The sequence below is a fragment of the Paenibacillus sp. FSL W7-1279 genome (assembly GCF_037969845.1).
Lineage (GTDB): Bacteria > Bacillota > Bacilli > Paenibacillales > Paenibacillaceae > Paenibacillus_AQ.
Map to the genome: position 1 here is coordinate 3,275,452 of NZ_CP150215.1, position 17,371 is coordinate 3,292,822.

Annotated in this window: 13 protein-coding genes and 2 pseudogenes; 12 read left to right on the forward strand and 3 right to left on the reverse strand. The window is 49.6% G+C overall.

Translation table 11 applies throughout. The annotated features are described in order from the left end of the window. Positions 1–58: 58 nt before the first annotated feature. The 5 genes from MKY82_RS14615 to MKY82_RS14635 all read left to right on the forward strand — a co-directional run bounded on the left by MKY82_RS14615 (position 59) and on the right by MKY82_RS14635 (position 7,008). Positions 59–793 carry an alpha/beta hydrolase gene (locus MKY82_RS14615; RefSeq protein ID WP_339296409.1) on the forward strand — a complete coding sequence of 245 codons (735 nt, stop codon included), beginning with the start codon at positions 59–61 and terminating at the stop codon, positions 791–793. 113 nt (positions 794–906) lie between these two features. Beyond that, positions 907–1,731, forward strand: a complete 825-nt coding sequence (locus tag MKY82_RS14620; RefSeq protein ID WP_339296410.1) for a MerR family transcriptional regulator — start codon at positions 907–909, stop codon at positions 1,729–1,731. Between the two features lie 53 nt (positions 1,732–1,784). After that, complete coding sequence (locus MKY82_RS14625) at positions 1,785–2,807, forward strand: serine hydrolase (protein WP_339223747.1); 1,023 nt, start codon at positions 1,785–1,787, stop codon at positions 2,805–2,807. 237 nt (positions 2,808–3,044) lie between these two features. Further along, positions 3,045–5,249 (forward strand): cation-translocating P-type ATPase, encoded by a 2,205-nt coding sequence (locus tag MKY82_RS14630; protein WP_339296411.1) that lies wholly within the window; start codon positions 3,045–3,047, stop codon positions 5,247–5,249. 398 nt (positions 5,250–5,647) lie between these two features. Continuing rightward, positions 5,648–7,008 (forward strand): IS1182 family transposase gene (locus tag MKY82_RS14635; protein ID WP_339219424.1). Its coding sequence is split into 2 segments (ribosomal slippage): positions 5,648–6,215 and positions 6,215–7,008, totalling 1,362 coding nucleotides; the frame shifts between segments, so codons are not numbered across the junction. Positions 7,009–7,175: 167 nt separating this feature from the next. On the opposite strand, the gene MKY82_RS14640 is transcribed toward MKY82_RS14635, so the two are convergent. Further along, positions 7,176–9,161 carry an alpha-amylase family protein gene (locus tag MKY82_RS14640; RefSeq protein WP_339296412.1) on the reverse strand — a complete coding sequence of 662 codons (1,986 nt, stop codon included), beginning with the start codon at positions 9,159–9,161 and terminating at the stop codon, positions 7,176–7,178. A 135-nt stretch (positions 9,162–9,296) separates the two neighbouring features. Between MKY82_RS14640 and MKY82_RS14645 the strand changes: the two genes are divergently transcribed. Then, positions 9,297–10,211, forward strand: a complete 915-nt coding sequence (locus tag MKY82_RS14645; protein WP_339296413.1) for an AraC family transcriptional regulator — start codon at positions 9,297–9,299, stop codon at positions 10,209–10,211. Positions 10,212–10,274: 63 nt separating this feature from the next. Continuing rightward, positions 10,275–10,406, forward strand: a pseudogene (locus MKY82_RS14650) (glucuronyl hydrolase); the annotation flags it as partial. A gap of 239 nt (positions 10,407–10,645) precedes the next feature. Here MKY82_RS14650 and MKY82_RS14655 read toward each other — a convergent pair. Continuing rightward, the gene (locus MKY82_RS14655; protein ID WP_339223755.1) at positions 10,646–11,167 is read right to left on the reverse strand and encodes a cytochrome P450; all 522 of its coding nucleotides are present in this window, start codon (positions 11,165–11,167) and stop codon (positions 10,646–10,648) included. Here MKY82_RS14655 and MKY82_RS14660 point away from each other — a divergent pair. From MKY82_RS14660 to asnA, 4 genes and pseudogenes are all read left to right on the forward strand, one after another. Further along, entirely contained in the window at positions 11,135–11,608 is a 474-nt protein-coding gene (locus tag MKY82_RS14660; RefSeq protein WP_339296414.1) for a DUF6138 family protein, read from the forward strand. The two genes, MKY82_RS14655 and MKY82_RS14660, sit on opposite strands and share 33 nt — an antisense overlap. A gap of 40 nt (positions 11,609–11,648) precedes the next feature. Beyond that, a pseudogene (locus MKY82_RS14665) lies at positions 11,649–12,308 on the forward strand (DUF6138 family protein). Positions 12,309–12,425: 117 nt separating this feature from the next. Then, positions 12,426–13,061 (forward strand): LysE family transporter, encoded by a 636-nt coding sequence (locus MKY82_RS14670; RefSeq protein ID WP_339296415.1) that lies wholly within the window; start codon positions 12,426–12,428, stop codon positions 13,059–13,061. A gap of 188 nt (positions 13,062–13,249) precedes the next feature. Beyond that, positions 13,250–14,212, forward strand: a complete 963-nt coding sequence (gene asnA, locus MKY82_RS14675) for an aspartate--ammonia ligase (RefSeq protein WP_339296675.1) — start codon at positions 13,250–13,252, stop codon at positions 14,210–14,212. A gap of 43 nt (positions 14,213–14,255) precedes the next feature. Here asnA and MKY82_RS14680 read toward each other — a convergent pair whose 3' ends face one another. Then, the gene (locus tag MKY82_RS14680; RefSeq protein ID WP_339296416.1) at positions 14,256–15,644 is read right to left on the reverse strand and encodes an amino acid permease; all 1,389 of its coding nucleotides are present in this window, start codon (positions 15,642–15,644) and stop codon (positions 14,256–14,258) included. Positions 15,645–15,780: 136 nt separating this feature from the next. On the opposite strand from MKY82_RS14680, the gene MKY82_RS14685 reads away from it, so the two are divergent. Next, positions 15,781–17,355 carry a spore germination protein gene (locus MKY82_RS14685; RefSeq protein WP_339296417.1) on the forward strand — a complete coding sequence of 525 codons (1,575 nt, stop codon included), beginning with the start codon at positions 15,781–15,783 and terminating at the stop codon, positions 17,353–17,355. Positions 17,356–17,371 lie beyond the last annotated feature (16 nt).

Sequence of the window (17,371 nt, forward strand, 5' to 3'; positions counted from 1 at the left end):
GGGGATGAGGAAACTGAATCTATACATCAAGGAGAGCGGAAATAAGCAGGCTGCAAGGATGATCGTTTTTTTGCATGGCGGCGGTGTAAGCGGATGGATGTGGAGCAAGCAGATTCCCTTTTTTGAAAACAGCTTCTGCCTGATACCTGACTTGCCCGGACATGGGCGCAGTCCCGGCAATCCGCCTTTTTCCATAAGCCGCACCGCGGAGCAGCTTAACGAGGTCATTTCGACCAAAGCTGATGGACGGGAGATTGTTGTCTTCGGCTTTTCACTAGGTGCGCAAATTCTCGTGGAGATGATATGTCAGCGACCCGGCCTTATTGATTACGCCATCGTAAACAGCGCATTGCTGAGGCCGATGCCGACAGCGCTTAAGCTGATTGAACCTTCCGTTCGAATAAGCTTCCCATTAACAAGATACAGATGGTTTTCCAGATGGCAGGCAAGCACGCTGTATGTGAATGAGGTTGACTTTGAACAGTATTACGCGGAAACTCTGCATATGAAGCGGGAGATGCTGGTTTCGGTGCTGAAGGAGAATATGTCCTATTCAATCTCTCCGCGGATTCAAGAATCCACAACGAAGCTATTGGTCACGGTTGGGGAGAAGGAGAGAGGCATTGTTAAAAAGTCGGCTGAAGATCTCGTGCAGCTGAGCGAAAACGCTGACGGGATCATCTTTCCCGGTGTTGGGCACGGCATACCGCTTGCTGATCCGGCGCTGTTTAATCGGGTAGTGAACCACTGGCTTAACACCGGTACAATTCCGGAGGGTACTCCTCATTTATAGCGGGGACGGGCAGATCATAATCCTCCTCATAAAATGGCTGTAGACTTTGCCCTTAGGGCAAGGTGTATAGTGATCTTGAACCAAGAGCGATAAACCAGAAAAGAGGTGAACCTTTGCTGTCGATTGGAGAATTCTCCAAAATATGCGAAGTATCTACAAAGACACTTCGATATTACGATGAGATCGGATTAATTCATCCGGACCAGATCAATCCGGAAAACGGTTACCGATATTATTCCATTAGTCAATTAAAGAAAATGCTCTATATTAACCGTTTGAAGTCTTATCATTTTTCGCTGGAAGAAATCAAGGAGATTCTGGACGAGGAAGCGGATCCATCCGAAGAGAAGCTTCGCTTCGCCCTTCATCGCAAACGTAGGGATATTCAGGAGAAGATAGACACGTATGAATATATCCTAAAACAAATGAACCAGGATATCTTGAATCTGGAGCAGGGCATACATCTGATGTCATATCTGGATGATATCGAAGTACGGCTTGTTGAAACAGGACCAATGAATATCCTTAACATGCGTCAAATGATGAGCAGTGATGACTATGCTTTAGGATATGGCGGGTATTACAGCAGATTGTACGAAAAGATTGCCAGGGAGCAGCTTACCTTGGTCGGAACACCCATGACCATATATCACAGTCCGGAATTCCATCCTGCAGGCAATGACACCGAGTTTGCCCTTCCGGTCAGGGAGGCTGTAAAGGGAACGAGAGTGTTGTCCGGTGGCCTTTGCGCGAGGTCTGTTTTAAAGGGGGCTTATTCCAATTTGACATCGGTATATGCCAAACTGAGGGAATGGATAGAAGATGAAGGATATGCTTTGACTCAATCGCCCTATGAAGTTTATGTAACCGACCCCTATCAGGCCTTGACTGCCGAGGAATTGGTGACCGAGGTGTATTTCCCCGTGACCAAAAAATAAGAGATTTACATATACCATATAGCTTGTATAACGAATTCTGCGAGGTATCTATTATGAAAAGAAGCTGCTGGCCAACGACATTATGGCAAACCCTAGCCCCGGCGACGGTGGGAATGGACGCTGACAAGCTTTCAGGGCTGGATTCATGGATCAAAACCGAATATCCCGATATTCATGGCATAGTCGTGGCTCGACACGGAGCTATCGTTTATGAAAAATACGATCATGGTTATGGCCCGGAAGATCGGCACCATGTTGCATCGGTTACAAAGAGTATCATATCTGCACTCATTGGCATTGCTATAGATGCAGGCTATATACAACATGCAGATCAGAAGGTGCTGGATTTTTTCCCCGAATATGAACCTAAGGCTGACGCTCGACAACAACGGGAAGTAACGATACGCCATCTGCTCACGATGACGGCTCCATATCCATTTGAGGATTGGCACGAACCGCTGGACAAACTGTGCATGCAATCGGATTGGGTTCATTATACGCTGGATATGCTGGGCATCGGTGGAAGTCTGGGAGCATTTAAGTATTCTACTGCAGGGGTGCATCTCCTCTCAGCTGTCATAACTCGCAGCACAGGAAAAAGTGCCCGCGCGTTTGCTAACGAATACTTGTTTAAACCGATCGGCATGAACGAAATTCCGGATTATGACATGAATTCATTCGGATTTGATGATTTATTCGGAAAAGACGTCAGGGGATGGGTCAAAGATCCAGCCGGTAATTCTACTGGAGGATGGGGGCTTACGCTAAGTCCTCGAGATATGGCTCGTTTCGGCTTTCTTTATCTGAACCGCGGCACATGGGACAATCAGCCCATTATATCGGGGGCATGGATTGACCAATCAACGGCGATGAATCCCAACCATTATGGATATCTATGGTGGTTGCGCGATGAGGACGGAGTATCTGCATACTCGGCAGTAGGCGATGGAGGCAATATCATATGCTGCATTCCGAAGCAAGACTTGGTCGTAGCCATTGCATCAGCATTTACCGTTAATCCGCGGGATCGATGGACACTGATTAAAGAACGCATTATCCCGGCGGTTATCGACTAAATAGATCATCGCAATCTTTGACTCGGTATCAGTTTCAATATGTGGTTGATGTCAAAAAAACAAAAATATCTGCTCATCTGAAGCCGCCAAATTGGCGGCTTTTATGGTTGCTGCACAATCTTTCAGGCAAAAATCGCAATCGGTGGCCCTTCTTAGCCATTCTGATGTTACGTGTATTTTCATACATTGTATGGACAAGCGAAAACAGAAATAAGCAGAGGGTGGGGAGGAATCGTTGTGACGCTGCATCAAATCCAAGTGACGGGCATGACTTGCACGGCTTGTGCAGCCCGGATCGAGAAAGTCCTTCGTAAGGTGCAAGGCATTCAATCTGTCCGTGTTAGCCTCGCCTTATCTCAGGCCACGATTCATTATGAACCGACGCAGATTGGAATAGAGAAGATCATGGAGAAAATCGAAAAACTTGGCTATGGAGCGACTGACAGGCTGTCGCATCCACAGGCCGGGATCGGTGCGGAGACGGGAGCTTATCGCATCCGGTTTATTATTGCCGCTTGTTTATCCATGCCGCTCATATGGGCGATGATGGCGCATGTTGCCGATTGGCCAGCACAATGGATACCGAATTTGTTGATGGAACCCGTATTTCAATGGGTGCTCGCTACCTTGCTTCAGTTTGGCGTTGGGTATCCTTTCTATTATGGAGCTTACCAGGCATTGATCCATCGTACGGCAAACATGGATACTCTCGTTGCGTTAAGTACCTCGGTGGCTTATTTCTACAGCCACTATGTCATGTTTGAATCCCGGGACAGCTTCACGCATCCAACGCTTTATTTTGATACGATCGCGATGGTGATGACCGCGGTTCTGCTGGGCAAGTGGCTTGAGACCATGGCCAAAGGCAGAGCGCTGAAACAGCTTAGTGCCTTATATGAGCTTCAGGTTAAACGGGTTCGAGTTTTACGCAGTCATGGGGAAGAATGGCTTTCAGCGGATCAGGTGCAGATCGGAGACCGCATCCGGGTGAATCAGGGGGAATGGATCTCCATTGACGGCTTTGTTCAGTCGGGATCGGCGGATGCCGATGAATCTATGCTGACAGGTGAAAGTACAGCAGTGGCCAAGGGCATGAAAGATCGAGTCTACGCCGGAACGCGTTGTCTGATCGGAAGTTTGGACATCGTGGTTGATAAGTATCATGACGAAACCCGCCTGTCTCAAATGATTGGGCTAATCGAGTCCGCGCAGCAGGGGAAACCGGCCATTCAGCGAACCGTAGATCGTATAGCGGCGATTTTTGTTCCCTTGATGATCGGTTGTGCTGCGCTTACCTATGCGGGGTGGCTCTGGTTTTCCCAATCTCCCGATGCATCCGAAACGGCCATGCGCCACGCGCTGTCTGTTTTACTGATCGCCTGTCCCTGTGCGCTTGGGTTAGCTACGCCGGTATCCGTCCTGATCGCAACCGGCTCGTCAGCCCAAAGAGGCGTTCTGTTCAAAGACGGCCGTTCTCTGGAGAGTTTGCGCCGAACCGATGTCGTATTGTTGGATAAGACCGGCACGTTGACGGAAGGAACGCCTCAACTTACGGCGATTCACACTGCGGACGGCGTCAAAGCCAAAGCTGCCTACGCGCTATCCATGTCGGCTGCGGTGGCTTCCCGGTCCGCCCACCCGTTAGCACAAGCCATTGTACGAGCTGCCCAAGACAAACATTCCCCCATTTTGGAAACCCAGAAATTTCAAGAGCGGGTTGGGAAAGGGATGGAAGGCTATGTCAGAGGTGAGCACGTATGCGTGGGAAATCGAAGATGGCTGCTGGAGCAGGGCATACAGCCGGAGAGTCCTCCAGATCACCCCGGCTATACCAGGATTTATGTCGCCGTGAACGGGAAGTGCATCGGATCGCTTGTATTGATTGACAAGCTTAGAAAAGACGCCCGGAAGATTGTACAGGAGTTAAAGCGCCGAGCCGATGTGTGGATGGTAACGGGCGATGAGGAGCAGGCCGCCGTGGCGGTGGCTGCCGCGGCCGGGATCGATCAGATGCGCGCAGGCATGCTTCCTGAAGACAAGCTGGCATTCATCCGCGAGCTTCAACATCAAGGGCGTTCCGTTGCGATGATTGGCGATGGCATAAACGATGCGGCTGCGCTAGCCGTGGCAGATGTCGGCATGGCGATGGGCGGGGGAGCGGACGCAGCTAAACAGGCCGGCGACATCGTACTGATCGGAAACAAGCTATTCAACATCATCGATGCGTATACATGGAGCCGCCAAACGATACGAAACGTTCATCAGAATTTGCTGTTTGCTCTATTGTATAACGCCGTTACCGTACCATTGGCCGCATGCGGTTATTTGGATCCGCGCATCGCTTGCATCGGCATGGCGGCAAGCTCCGTGATTGTTGTTGCGAATGCGCTTAGATTGCAGCTGAAGGTGCAGAGACTGGATAAGAGCCGCATAATAATGTGAAGACGGAGTCCCAACCCGTTGATATGCAGCCACCGGTACGAGTCCGAGAGCCTGGGATATCACCCGCACCTGGAATATGGTCATACCTTTGGCTAGATAAAGAGTAGGGATGTACGAGGTGTGGAAGACATAACAGCTTATTGGCAGGGTACCGTGTTGACTCTACCGCTAACTGATCCTGAGTAGTCTCCCTCTCAGATGTAAACCGTCATTTCTTGCGATGTAATAGCGAATTGAGATCTAAAAGATAACAGGAAAAGCCGCAGTCCGGGGACTGCGGCTTTTCCTCAGGCTGTCGAGAAAGTCTCGACAGCTATTTTTTGTGTATTTAGTTCAACACGACACCGCGTTAATACTATATAATATTAGTAAATAAACCGTTCGGAAGGGTGTTAAATATGTTGCGTTCTAACCGAGAAAAACAGCAGGCTTACGAGTTTGTTTCGATTGAAGAATTGGTTCCTCAAGATCATCTGCTCCGTAAAGTGGACAAGTATATCGATTTCTCTTTCATCGACGAAAAGGTCCGTCCGCTTTACTGTGCTGATAATGGGCGACCAGCCATCGATCCTGTCGTGTTATTTAAGATGATTTTCCTCGGTTATTTTTACGGCATCCGTTCAGAGCGTCAACTGGAACGCGAGATTCAGACGAATCTGGCATACCGTTGGTTTCTTGGTTTGGGATTGACAGACAAAGTTCCGGACCATACCACCATTAGCTGGAACCGACGGACTCGTTTCAAAGACACTAATATCTTTCAAGATATCTTCGATGAGATTGTGCTGCAGGCAATCGAGCATCGCATGGTCGGCGGACGAGTCCTGGTTTCGGATTCCACGCATGTGAAGGCCAATGCGAACAAACACCAGTACACCAAGCAGCAGGTTCTACAAAACACACGAGATTACATGGACGAACTCAATGGCGCAGTAGAAGCCGACCGGAAGGCGCATGGAAAAAAGCTTTAAAACCCAGAGAGGATGTGGTCGAGAAGAAAGAAATCAAGGTGAGCAAAACCGACCCGGATAGCGGTTATATGATTCGCGACGGGAAACCGGAAGGATTCTTTTATTTAGATCACCGGACCGTTGATTTGAAGTACAATCTGATTACCGATGTCCACGTCACGCCGGGAAACGTCCATGATTCTGTACCGTATTTGTCGCGTTTGGATCGCCAACGAGAGCGATTTGGTTTTGAAGTTGAAGCCGTTGCCCTGGATTCAGGCTATTTAACAACCCCCATCTGCAAAGGATTGCAGGAACGGGGGATCTTTGGAGTGATTGCTCACCGGAGATTTCATCCGACCCAAGGCTTATTTCCGAAGTGGAAGTTTACCTATGATGCCGAGCGTAACCGTTATATTTGTCCGCTCCAGCATGAATTGTTGTATCGCACCACGAATCGAGAAGGATACCGGCAATATGCCTCCGATCCGAAGCACTGCAAGACTTGCCCGATGCTGGAGCAATGTACCCGTTCACGGAATCACCGCAAGGTCGTCACGCGCCATGTCTGGGAAGACAGCAAGGAATGGGTGCGAAACAACCGGCTCAGTCGATCCGGCAAGTATTTATACCGAAAACGAAAAGAAACGATTGAGCGAAGCTTCGCGGATGCCAAAGAGCTCCATGGGTTTCGCTATTGCCGGTTGCGCGGGTTGCAAAACGTCAGGGAACAAGCTCTGATGACAGCAACCGTGCAGAATATGAAGAAGATGGCGATCCACTTGGATCGCCTGGAAAACAGGGGGTAATCCCCCATTTCCCCTCTTGAATTGACCACTTAAAAAGGGAGAAACCCTGTACTTTGAAAAAAGTGCAGGGTTTCTCGACAATCTGAGGAAAAGCCGCAGTCCGGGGACTGCGGCTTTTCCTCAAGCCAGAGTTGTGTGCCATCACTCATCTATGGCAGGAACGATCACTACGCCAGCTCCAACACAACCATTTGGTGATTATCCAAATAAGGAACCGTGTAGTTAATCTCGTCTTGATTGTTGACAGTATAAGGAAGTTCCTCCATCGAAGGAGCTAAATAGACCCGTTTAACCGAGGCCTGGGACGGGAGACGCAAGCCGACGGAAACATCCCGCAGCGGAACGATGTCTTCAATGACTTCAACACGCCCCTTCAACACAGGGGTGGCATACAGCAGGTGATTTATGTAGCGTTTCTCGCCCTGCTGATACTGAAGCGTCGCAATGCCTCGTGCCGGCAAATCGCAGCTCAAGGAAGGCTGCGGCAGGAGCCGGGCAAGAGCATGCAATACCATCTCTTTCAGAATGAGGTGTCCGTTGTCCGCGTAGTCGCCGAACACATTCCAAGCGATATAGATACCGCTTGTGCTTTCGATCATGCCGGGTCCGCTGTCCTCCCCCGCGCTTGGCGTGTGCTGATGAGAACAGAACGTGAACACGTCCCGGTTAAAGTACGGATTCTCCCGGCTGCCAATTGCACGGCCGCCGTTCAGTTCAACCTGCTGTCCCTCGCTGTACATGACAAATGAAGCAGGGAGGAGGGGCCCTGGAGTAAAGTCCGGACGGAAATATGACGGACGGTAAGGGCTGGCGCCTCTCCAGTTCAGTCCAAGATCAAGCGCAAAAGTGCTGCCGTCCGGCTCCAAACCTGAGCGACCCGTGGCCAGAAGCTTGCCGCCGCTTGCGGTAAAAGCGCGGATAGCTTCTCCCAATGCCGGCCATACCGGCACATCATCAGGCAAAATCAGCACTTTGTAGAGGCTGAAATCAGCACTGGCATCCACGATGTCGTACAGGTAATGTCCTTCGGTCAGGATGCGTACGGCTCCGGCATCCGCCAGATTGTTACGGTCTTCCGATTTTCGTGCTTCGGGACAAGCCTCCCAAGCAGCCTCCAGCGACAAGACGGCGATATCCGCTACTGAAGATGTTTCGCTGCACCATGGCTCCTTCGCTTCCACCTCCGCATAGGCGGTGCCGATCAAGGCGTAAGTCGCTTCATCCATCATGCCGGAAGGGTGAAGCTGATCGCCGATTGAGCACTTGGCGCCGTGGGCGAGACTGAGCGCCGTTTCGAAGCGAAGCGCGTTCGGATGCTTGTAACCGCCGAATTCGCCCCAGGAGGTATGGAATTTGCCCGTCATGCCGAGATAGTCCATGCCAAGCGTCTGTGCATAGCGTGCGGAAAGCGGGAAGTGGTCGTAACCCCAGCCTCCGGTCGGCAGCGATTCCAGTTCCAGATGACTGTTGACTTGGGCAAGGTCGCGGCGTCCGCGACGCTGATGGCCGCTGTTATGGAAAACCGGAAGACCGGGCTTGATCTCGTCCACCGTTTCCCGAACGCGGCGGGCATAGTTCAGGTAGGTCGCCTCGCCCAGGGCGGCAACGGCTGCTTCATCGCGAGGGTCTTGACCGGCTGATCGCAGGGCGGCTACGCAATGCTGGCACCGGCATTTGCGGGTCCCGACGATGTCAAGGAAAATGCCATCCGCATCATATCTGGAGACTACCTCACGAATTTGCTCAATCAAGATGTCCAGGTAAGGCGTATTAAAGCAAAACTCGTGGTAACCGGGGGTCATGAAATCTTTCACCCAGCGCGTACGATCTTCCGCGTCGCGGATCAGCCATTCGGGATGGCGCCGCGCCAGCTTTTCGTCCAGCCCCGCGGATAAGTACACCGGCGTTTTGACGTCGATTTCGTGGGCGGCAGCAATCATCTCGCCCAGCAGATCGAATGAGAGATGCGGGTGCATTTCATTGGCTTCGCTCGGATGGTATGCCCAGCCGTGATGGCATTTTGAAAACACCGTAATGGAATCGACGTGCCCGGCAAGCAGCATGTTCTGGAACTGGGATTTTGAAAAACGGCTTCCGATGTCGGCGATGGCCTCGGATGTATGGAAGTCGAGATGAACCTGACGATAACGCATGCGCAAACAGCCTCCTTAGTCGCTATATGGTAGCGGTTACTTGTGATCAAATGTACCTCTTTTTCATGCGGGCAACCAGTGATAATATAGACTTTAAATAGCACAAAATGAACTTGCGAAAAGGAGGGGATGGTCTTGCTGTGCTTAGAATTCGCCATACCGCCGCTGCCGCAATTCGTAACGGCCGGACATGCCGTATGGAAGCCGGGAGACAAGCATTTCGCTCGTACCTTCGGCGTTTTTGACCTGCTGCTGGTCACAAAAGGAACGCTCTATATGAGGGAGGAACAGACGGAGTATGAGGTAGGCGCCGGAAAGCTGCTGGTGCTGGAGGCGGGGCTGCGGCATGTCGGGCACCGAGCCTGCTCGGAGCATACGGAGATTTATTGGGTGCATTTCATCCATGGGCATCCGGCCGTGCATATCTTGCAGGAGGATATTCCCTGGACAAGCCTGCTGTCCAAAGGCACGGTCGAAGACGTTGAGCCCTCATCGCAGCAGCGCATGTACTTGCCGAAGTTTGCATCCGTCGAGGTGCAAACCGTGGAGCCGATGCTGCGCGGTTTGAACGATACCCACAACAGACTGAACGGGGAGAATGCGCTCCAGCTCCATCTTTTGCTGACCGAGCTGTTTGCCGCGCTGCAGGCAGGCTGCGCTCGGACGTCCGAGCCGGAGCCTTCCGTCCGGCTGGCCCAAGCCGCCGCAGCCTATTTAAACGAACATTGGAAGGAGCCGTTTGAACGGGCCTCGCTGGAGGAAAAGCTCCACTTCCAAGCGAGTTATATCGCCAGATGCATGAAGAGGCATATCGGCAAAACGCCCCTGCAGTATGTGCTGCACCTGCGCCTGGAGGAGACCAAGAAACTGCTTGGCGGCACGGTGCTTGGCATTTCCGAGATCGCGGAACGCGTGGGAATCCGAGATTCCAACTACATGACGCGCCTGTTTACCGCCAAGCTTGGCATGACGCCCGGTGCTTATCGGCAGATGCTTCGGCAGAAGAAGGAAAGTGGAGGAACGCGTCACCTGGGCAACCCTGATAAGTAATAAGGCGATCCCGGAGATACGGTGAGTGCGTATCCCGTGCAGGGTAACCTTCCGAAAGTTTTTTTGCGACATGGTTCGTATTTTGTAAGAGGGGGGATTGCGCCGGACGATTTTGTCATTTGGGGCGATTATTTCTTCCTGGAAGCGCTCATGCGTTTAAACAACGGGCGGCCCGGTTACTGGTACGAACCCGTGAGGTCAAAAAACAATAGAATGATTTTCCGTGGTTTCCTAAATAGCGAGAGGCCCTGTGATTTAAGACTGACAGGGCCTCCCGATACGATGAGCCCTTGCTATGCAGGGCTTTTTTTTATTGTACCTAAAGAACTGATACAGGCCAGCCTTACCGATGAACACGGATAGGCAGCTGAGTTAACATTTGTCCTGCGGCAGAAGGACTCAGGTTATCTTCCAGTTTAAAATCAGGAACCGGTTCAATGCGCGGGAAGAAATCCATGAACCTGCTTATCGCTATATTTGCTTCCAGCCGTGCCAGCGGAGCACCCAGACAAAAGTATGTTAAACCGATAGCGGAGCATTTCCTCGATGGCATTGGGAAGGAGCTCGCGGTTAGCCTGGATTTCCCCGTAAATTTGGTTGTTGTCATATAAGAAGGAATAAAACGTATTGGCTAGCAGATGAGTCGTCGTTTCAATGCCTGCACCCAGGATAAACATCGTCGTTCTGACGATCTCATCGTCCGATAACCGATCCCCGTCCACCTCGGCTTGGATGAGGTCGGAGATGATATCGTCCGCGAGAGTGGCTCTTTTTTGGACGATATGCGGATAGAGATAGTTGTAATATTCCTTGGCAGCATGACGTTTCAGTTCTTGTACATCTTCCGAATGGTTTTTGGGCAGGGGAAGGAACAGATCGACCAATGGATGGCCTTTATCAGCGATAAAAACGCAGAGAACATCGTGAAGCGTACTTCGCTGCAGATCGGGATACATGACTATGCGCTGCTTGAATATGACAAGGGCAGGGTGAGCATGACAGATGATGATCTAGACAGATCGATGCCGGAAGACAGATGGACACCTGGTGAGCCGTTGACCGAAGAACTTGTGCGAGAGCACATCGCTCCTGAGCTATCCTCTTATATGCAGCGTAAATTGGATGAGATGCCGAGCTCTATCATCGATTATCAGTTTACGTTTAACGGCAAGTTTCGAGTGCGGGAAGGCGACCTGAACCTTTGTATTCTTACAGATGGGACAAAGAAGAAGCAATTACAAGAACGAATCTCAATCTATATAGCCAATAAGCTAGAAAAAGGAACCTATCCGACCAAACCGTTGGAGACGTTTTTCCTGTCCAGACACATCCTGGACGAGGGGCTGTTTCCAGACGCGGATCCCTACTCGACTGGATCATTGGCGTCTATGGATTAAGCAGGAAACAGGGGAGAGTTACGCTCGCGCGCTCCGGTTTCTGACTCACCTCTTCGGCTTGGGATTCCCGAAAAGCTGCCAAATCAAACTGAAGTCCTCAGTGAAGCAGTAGCTCCCGATTAGAGGCTTGGCTAAGTCGGGAACGCATCGATTCTTTGCCAATGCTGTGGAATATCCCGATCTGTATCCTCTAATGGAGGAGTATGCCAAAACTGCAATGGAGCCGTTTGAATGGTACGCGGATACGGAAGGGGAGAAAAACTGCATGCCGGGAAGCTATGCCGTATTTGGCCTCGGATTGAAGGATAAAACGTATTTCCCGTTGGTGGAAGAATATATGGGTAAAGTCGATGACGAACACCAATCCGTTCAAAACCATTTTACTTTAGCTTTTACTGAGCGGCATGGTGTTAGTGCGGAAACGATTCCAACCCTGGTAAAGTGCATGCTGCACTGCACCGATTGGATGAAACTGAAGATTCAATCGGACATGGAAACCGACGTAAACGTCAAACTGCTGCTCGACCAAGTTCGCGGCCTTCCGTATTACCAGGTGGAGCATATCGTATATTTGGTCTGGGGCGGAATGGACAAGCTCAAGAAGATAGCCGCCAAAGCCGAAGGGGAAACCTCCATAGATGTGGAGGTTATTTGGGTTGGTCGGAAAAAGTATATCACGAAAAGAACTCATCCAAGCTGAAATGCTTGACAAACATTAGCTGGTTTTTTTCTTGGTTTTAGGATTAGAAGTCATATCCAACCGCATTTTTCACATAAAATGTACAAGCTTGGTATTCGTAGGCGGGAGTGAATGCGATTGAACGTGAATTTATTAATTAGCTACATTATTCTGGGATTAACATTGGCTGCTCCGATCGGGCCCGTGAACTCGGCCAGGCTTGATAAAGGCATTAAGAACGGCTTTTGGCATGCTTGGGTAGTCGGAGCTGGATCCATGCTGGCAGACGCAGCTTTTATGTTGCTCATTTATCTAGGTCTCGTTCAATTCCTTAATATTCCGATCGTTCAGATCTTTTTGTGGCTCTTTGGCGGATTCGTGTTAATTTACAGCGGGGTTGAAAGCATAACGAAAGTGAATAAATTGAAAATCAGCTCGGCGGCAAGAAAAAAGGATTCGCTGTTAAGCTGTTTTCTGCTCGGTTTTTTCATGTCCATCACGAGTCCTTTATCAATCCTGTTTTGGCTGGGGATTTATGGCTCCATCCTGGCCAAGACTGCCTCAGCGTTCGGGACGAGCCATTTGCTGTTGTATAGCAGCATGATCTTTTTGGGCTTAACCCTTTGGGATCTATGCGTTGCCGGTCTAACAACAGGCCTTCGTCGCTTCCTCAACGAGAACATGCTGACTGCGATTTCGGTCATATCGGGAGTATCACTGATCGGTTTCGGTGTGTACTTTGGTATTCAGGGCATTCTTGCGTTAACAGGATAACCAAGTGGTCATCTGCCCAATTCCGTTCAATATACATGGGACAAAGCGACAGTATTGGAGGGTAAACATAAACTGTTCTCAGACAATTAGGCAGAAGTTTACACATTTCAATACGTTGTGAAGGGGCGAAAAACGACTTGCTAAGATCTATCGTGATTCCTGAGCGTTACCAATCCAGTCTAGACAGAATGGAAACGGCTATCGCCATACAAAAAACCAAATCGTATTTTAAGATCGGGCTTGAGAAGGCGCTCCGCTTAACCGAAGTCTCCTCACCCGTTATGGTAAAAGAGGGCACAGGCATTAACGACAATTTGAACGGCACGGAACGGACCGTATCTTTTGATGTGATGGATATGAAGGAAGGCCGTGTCGAAATTGTGCAATCCCTTGCAAAGTGGAAACGGTCGGCCCTTACCCAATACGGCTTTAAGAATGGGGAAGGTTTATACACCGATATGAAAGCCGTCAGGCGGGATGAAAACATGGATAATCTGCATTCCATATTCGTCGATCAGTGGGATTGGGAAAAAGTGATATGCGAAGACATGCGTACTCTCGCCACCTTAGAACATGAAGTTGTAAGGATATATGATGTGATCAAATCCACGGAAGAGTACCTTTATGAACTTCATCCCTTCTTGAAGCCGATCCTCCCGGAGCGGATTTTTTTCATCACGACGCAGGAGTTGGAAGATCGTTTTCCTAGTTTAACGCCGAAGGAAAGGGAAAATGAAATTGTCAGGATACATGGCGCCGTATTCATTATGCAGATAGGCGGAACGATGAAGTCCGGTCAGGTGCATGACGGCCGCTCGCCGGATTATGATGACTGGACGTTAAACGGGGATATTGTTTTGTGGTATCCGGTATTGAATTGTGCGGTGGAGATCTCATCCATGGGGATCCGGGTTGATGCTCAATCGCTGTGTCAACAGCTTCTGGCAAGCAGCAGAATGGAACGTTTGAGCCTTGACTTCCACCAAGCCGTCGTAAAAGGAGAGCTGCCGCCAACCATCGGGGGAGGCATCGGACAATCAAGGCTGTGCATGTTCCTTCTAAGAAAAGCCCACATCGGCGAAGTACAGGTATCCGTTTGGAATGAGAAAACCCTGAAAGAATGCGAAGAGGGGAACATCCCGCTCCTATAAGAAGCAAAAAGAAAGGATATCTTACAATGAAGATATCCTTTCTTTATTCATTGGGGATGGTGTTGGTCTGCATCTTATTCCATATCTTGACCATAATTAGCGTCACGATGGCCACAAGTGCAGCCAAGATCAAGCTGACAAAAAAACCGGGCCGAATGCTCTTCTCCATGATGGTTCCGGTTACGGCACCGAGCAGGAGGATGATGCCGAATCCACCCAGAATCACATCCCACATTCTGACCTTTAGAATTTTGTAAGCCGAAATGATAATGAACGACCAATTATACATCTGCAATATCCCGGCGGCAGTTGTAATGTATTCGTATATTTTTCCGGGCAATAGGAGTGCCGTAACGATTGAAGCCGATAAACCGATCGCGGCAAGCACCAAGGAAGGGAGCGGCAGCTTCCGGAAATTTTCCAGCTTCTTCGTAAAAATACTCGGTGCATCGCCGTCTTTAGCCATCGTCACAAGCAAGTTCACTACGGCAAACAATGAAGCGCTCATCGTCGAGAATCCGGCCATAATGATCGCTCCATTGAATACATGGGGAAAGAAAGTTAGCGGATAGCTGGATAGCGCTGTAACGAACGGGCTTTCTTTCTCACTCAAGAGGTTGTAGGAAACCATGAAGACAGCAAGCCCGATGGATATCATGTAAATCACGGTCAGTCCGATGAGCATGACTTTTCCTGACTTGGGAGCATCCTTTTTGTTTTTGAGCTGCATGGACATCAAACCAATGGTTTCGACACCCCCATAGGCATAGAAAGCATATAAGAGCGAGGACCAGAATGCGGGAAATCCGCCAGGGAACACTTGTCCAACCGAATCGGGAAATCCGGGTCTACCATCGCTGCCCCCGCGAATCCAGCCCATAAGCGCCGCAGTTGAGAGAAGAATAAACATGAGAATCGCCGCTGTTTTTATGACGGCCAATACATTTTCCACCTTATCGAAGCCTTTCGTACCCAGCAGAACGACGGCAATCGATAATACGGCATAGATGGCTGCAAAAATCCATAGCGGAATATCAGGGAACCAAAACTTGGTCAGGATGGACAGAGCCGTCAGCTGACTGCCCATGATTAGAATTTTCGTGCTCCAGTAATTCCATGCGCTTCCGAAACGTGCCCACCGCCCAAACGCTTTTCCCGCATAATAACAAAAGGATCCCTCTTGAGGATCCGCCGTCGTCATTTTGGCCAAAAAATGAAAGACGATATAGGTTCCTATAGCAGCGATAAGAAATGATACAACCATGGAAGGTCCCGTCAGCTTAATACCAATACCGGAACCTAGAAAATACCCCGTACCAATCGTACAACCGATGCCAAGCAGTGAGAGCTGCCACCACTTTAAGCTGCCTTTGCTGCTCTTTTGATCCGATGATGCGGAATCGTTCGGTCCTGCACACCCAGGTGAATCCATAGCACATACCTCCTCTATGGTTAAGTTGTTCATGTATCGAGCAGAGTATGCATCTGGTTTGAGCAGATTAACCATTATTGGAATAATTATTATGTAAGTCCCCATAATAGCTATAGATTGGTGGGGAGTGAGTGTTATGTTAAGTCGATTACTGATAAAAGCGCTGAAACGAAGCATACCAAAGAACAGAACAAAGAAAACAACGGATACACCACATCCGATAACCACGTCACTTCAAGACTCCATTCAAATATTGGAGCAGAAACTGGGGAATAGCTCTGATTTTATCGTCAGAATAGTACCAGGTCGCGACGGTATACCGGAAATTGCGGTGTGCTACATAGAGGGACTTGTTGATATGGATCAGCTTAACGGCATCATGGAGGCTTGGTTAACCGTTACAGTGGATACTGCTGGAACGCCTGATATGGATGCCTTGCTGAAAAAAGTACTGCCAGCAAGGCAGGTAAGTCAGCTGCAATCCGTTCACGCCTTAATTCCGGCGGTATTAGAAGGTAAAGCCGTTATCTTAATCGATGGCTTGGATGTCGCTTATTCAGCATCGGTTGCAGGTCTGGAGAAGCGATCGATAGTTGAGCCGAGTTCACAGACCGTGATTCGAGGACCTAAAGATGGCTTCACTGAAGATATTTCGACGAATCTATCCCTTATCCGAAGAAGGCTTCGAACACCGGATTTGCGGATTCAAACGATGGTTATCGGCAAATATACCAATACCAGAGTGACGATAGCTCATATTGAGGGTATTGCGGATCCGCAGGTTGTATCAGAGATTATGTCGCGGTTACATTCCATTGATACGGACAGCGTGCTGGAAAGCGGATATATTGAAGAATTTATTCAGGACGCTTCCGTGACATCTTTTCCAACGATGATTAACACAGAACGCCCTGACGCAGTGGCTGGAAGCCTTCTGGAAGGACAAGTTGCCATTTTGATTGATGGTTCACCTTTCGTACTGATAGCCCCTGTTACTTTTTTTAAGTTCCTCCATTCTAGTGAAGACTACTATCAACGGTATGATTTGACCACATTTTTGCGGGCCATTCGTTTTGTTTCTCTTGTGGTATCCCTGCTGCTTCCCTCATTATATATTGCCTTCTCGACGTTTAATCAGGAGATGATTCCGACTCCACTTCTCATTAGTTTGGCAGCGCAAAGGGAAGGCACTCCGCTGCCTGCGCTGGTTGAAGCCTTCATGATGGAATTAACGTTCGAGATCATTCGTGAAGCTGGGGTTCGGATGCCAAGGGTCATTGGTCCCGCCATTTCGATTGTGGGGGCGCTCGTATTGGGACAGGCTGCCGTTCAGGCGGGCCTTGTGTCCGGTGCGATGGTGATCGTAGTTTCCTTTACGGCTATTGCGAATTTTGCGATCCCGGCTTTTAGCATGGCAGCAGCCATTCGCTTAATTCGTTTTGTCCTGATGCTGCTCGCAGGTACGCTTGGTTTGTTCGGTATTCTGGCAGGCATCGTGCCTCTTTATGTTCATTTGGTGTCCCTGACTTCGTTTGGGGTTCCATATCTGTCGCCTATGACACCGCTTCGCTTCTCTGAATTGAAGGATCTGTTCGTCCGTCTACCATGGCCATTGCTCAAGACCAGACCTAAGGAGATCAGTCAACGTAATCTAGTCAGGCAGAACGAGAATCTACGCTCTAAGGATACGAGAAAGGATCAGACGAGGTGACTTTAATTAACTAGAG

What these genes read in the sequence shown, in the direction of transcription:
- MKY82_RS14615 (WP_339296409.1), top strand. Translation starts at nt 59, where the DNA reads ATGATCGTTTTTTTGCATGGCGGCGGTGTAAGCGGATGGATGTGGAGC.
- MKY82_RS14625 (WP_339223747.1), top strand. Translation starts at nt 1,785, where the DNA reads ATGAAAAGAAGCTGCTGGCCAACGACATTATGGCAAACCCTAGCCCCG.
- MKY82_RS14640 (WP_339296412.1), bottom strand. Translation starts at nt 9,161, where the DNA reads ATGCGTTATCGTCAGGTTCATCTCGACTTCCATACATCCGAGGCCATC.
- MKY82_RS14655 (WP_339223755.1), bottom strand. Translation starts at nt 11,167, where the DNA reads ATGTATCCCGATCTGCAGCGAAGTACGCTTCACGATGTTCTCTGCGTT.
- asnA (WP_339296675.1), top strand. Translation starts at nt 13,250, where the DNA reads ATGGAAACGGCTATCGCCATACAAAAAACCAAATCGTATTTTAAGATC.
- MKY82_RS14680 (WP_339296416.1), bottom strand. Translation starts at nt 15,644, where the DNA reads ATGGATTCACCTGGGTGTGCAGGACCGAACGATTCCGCATCATCGGAT.
- MKY82_RS14685 (WP_339296417.1), top strand. Translation starts at nt 15,781, where the DNA reads ATGTTAAGTCGATTACTGATAAAAGCGCTGAAACGAAGCATACCAAAG.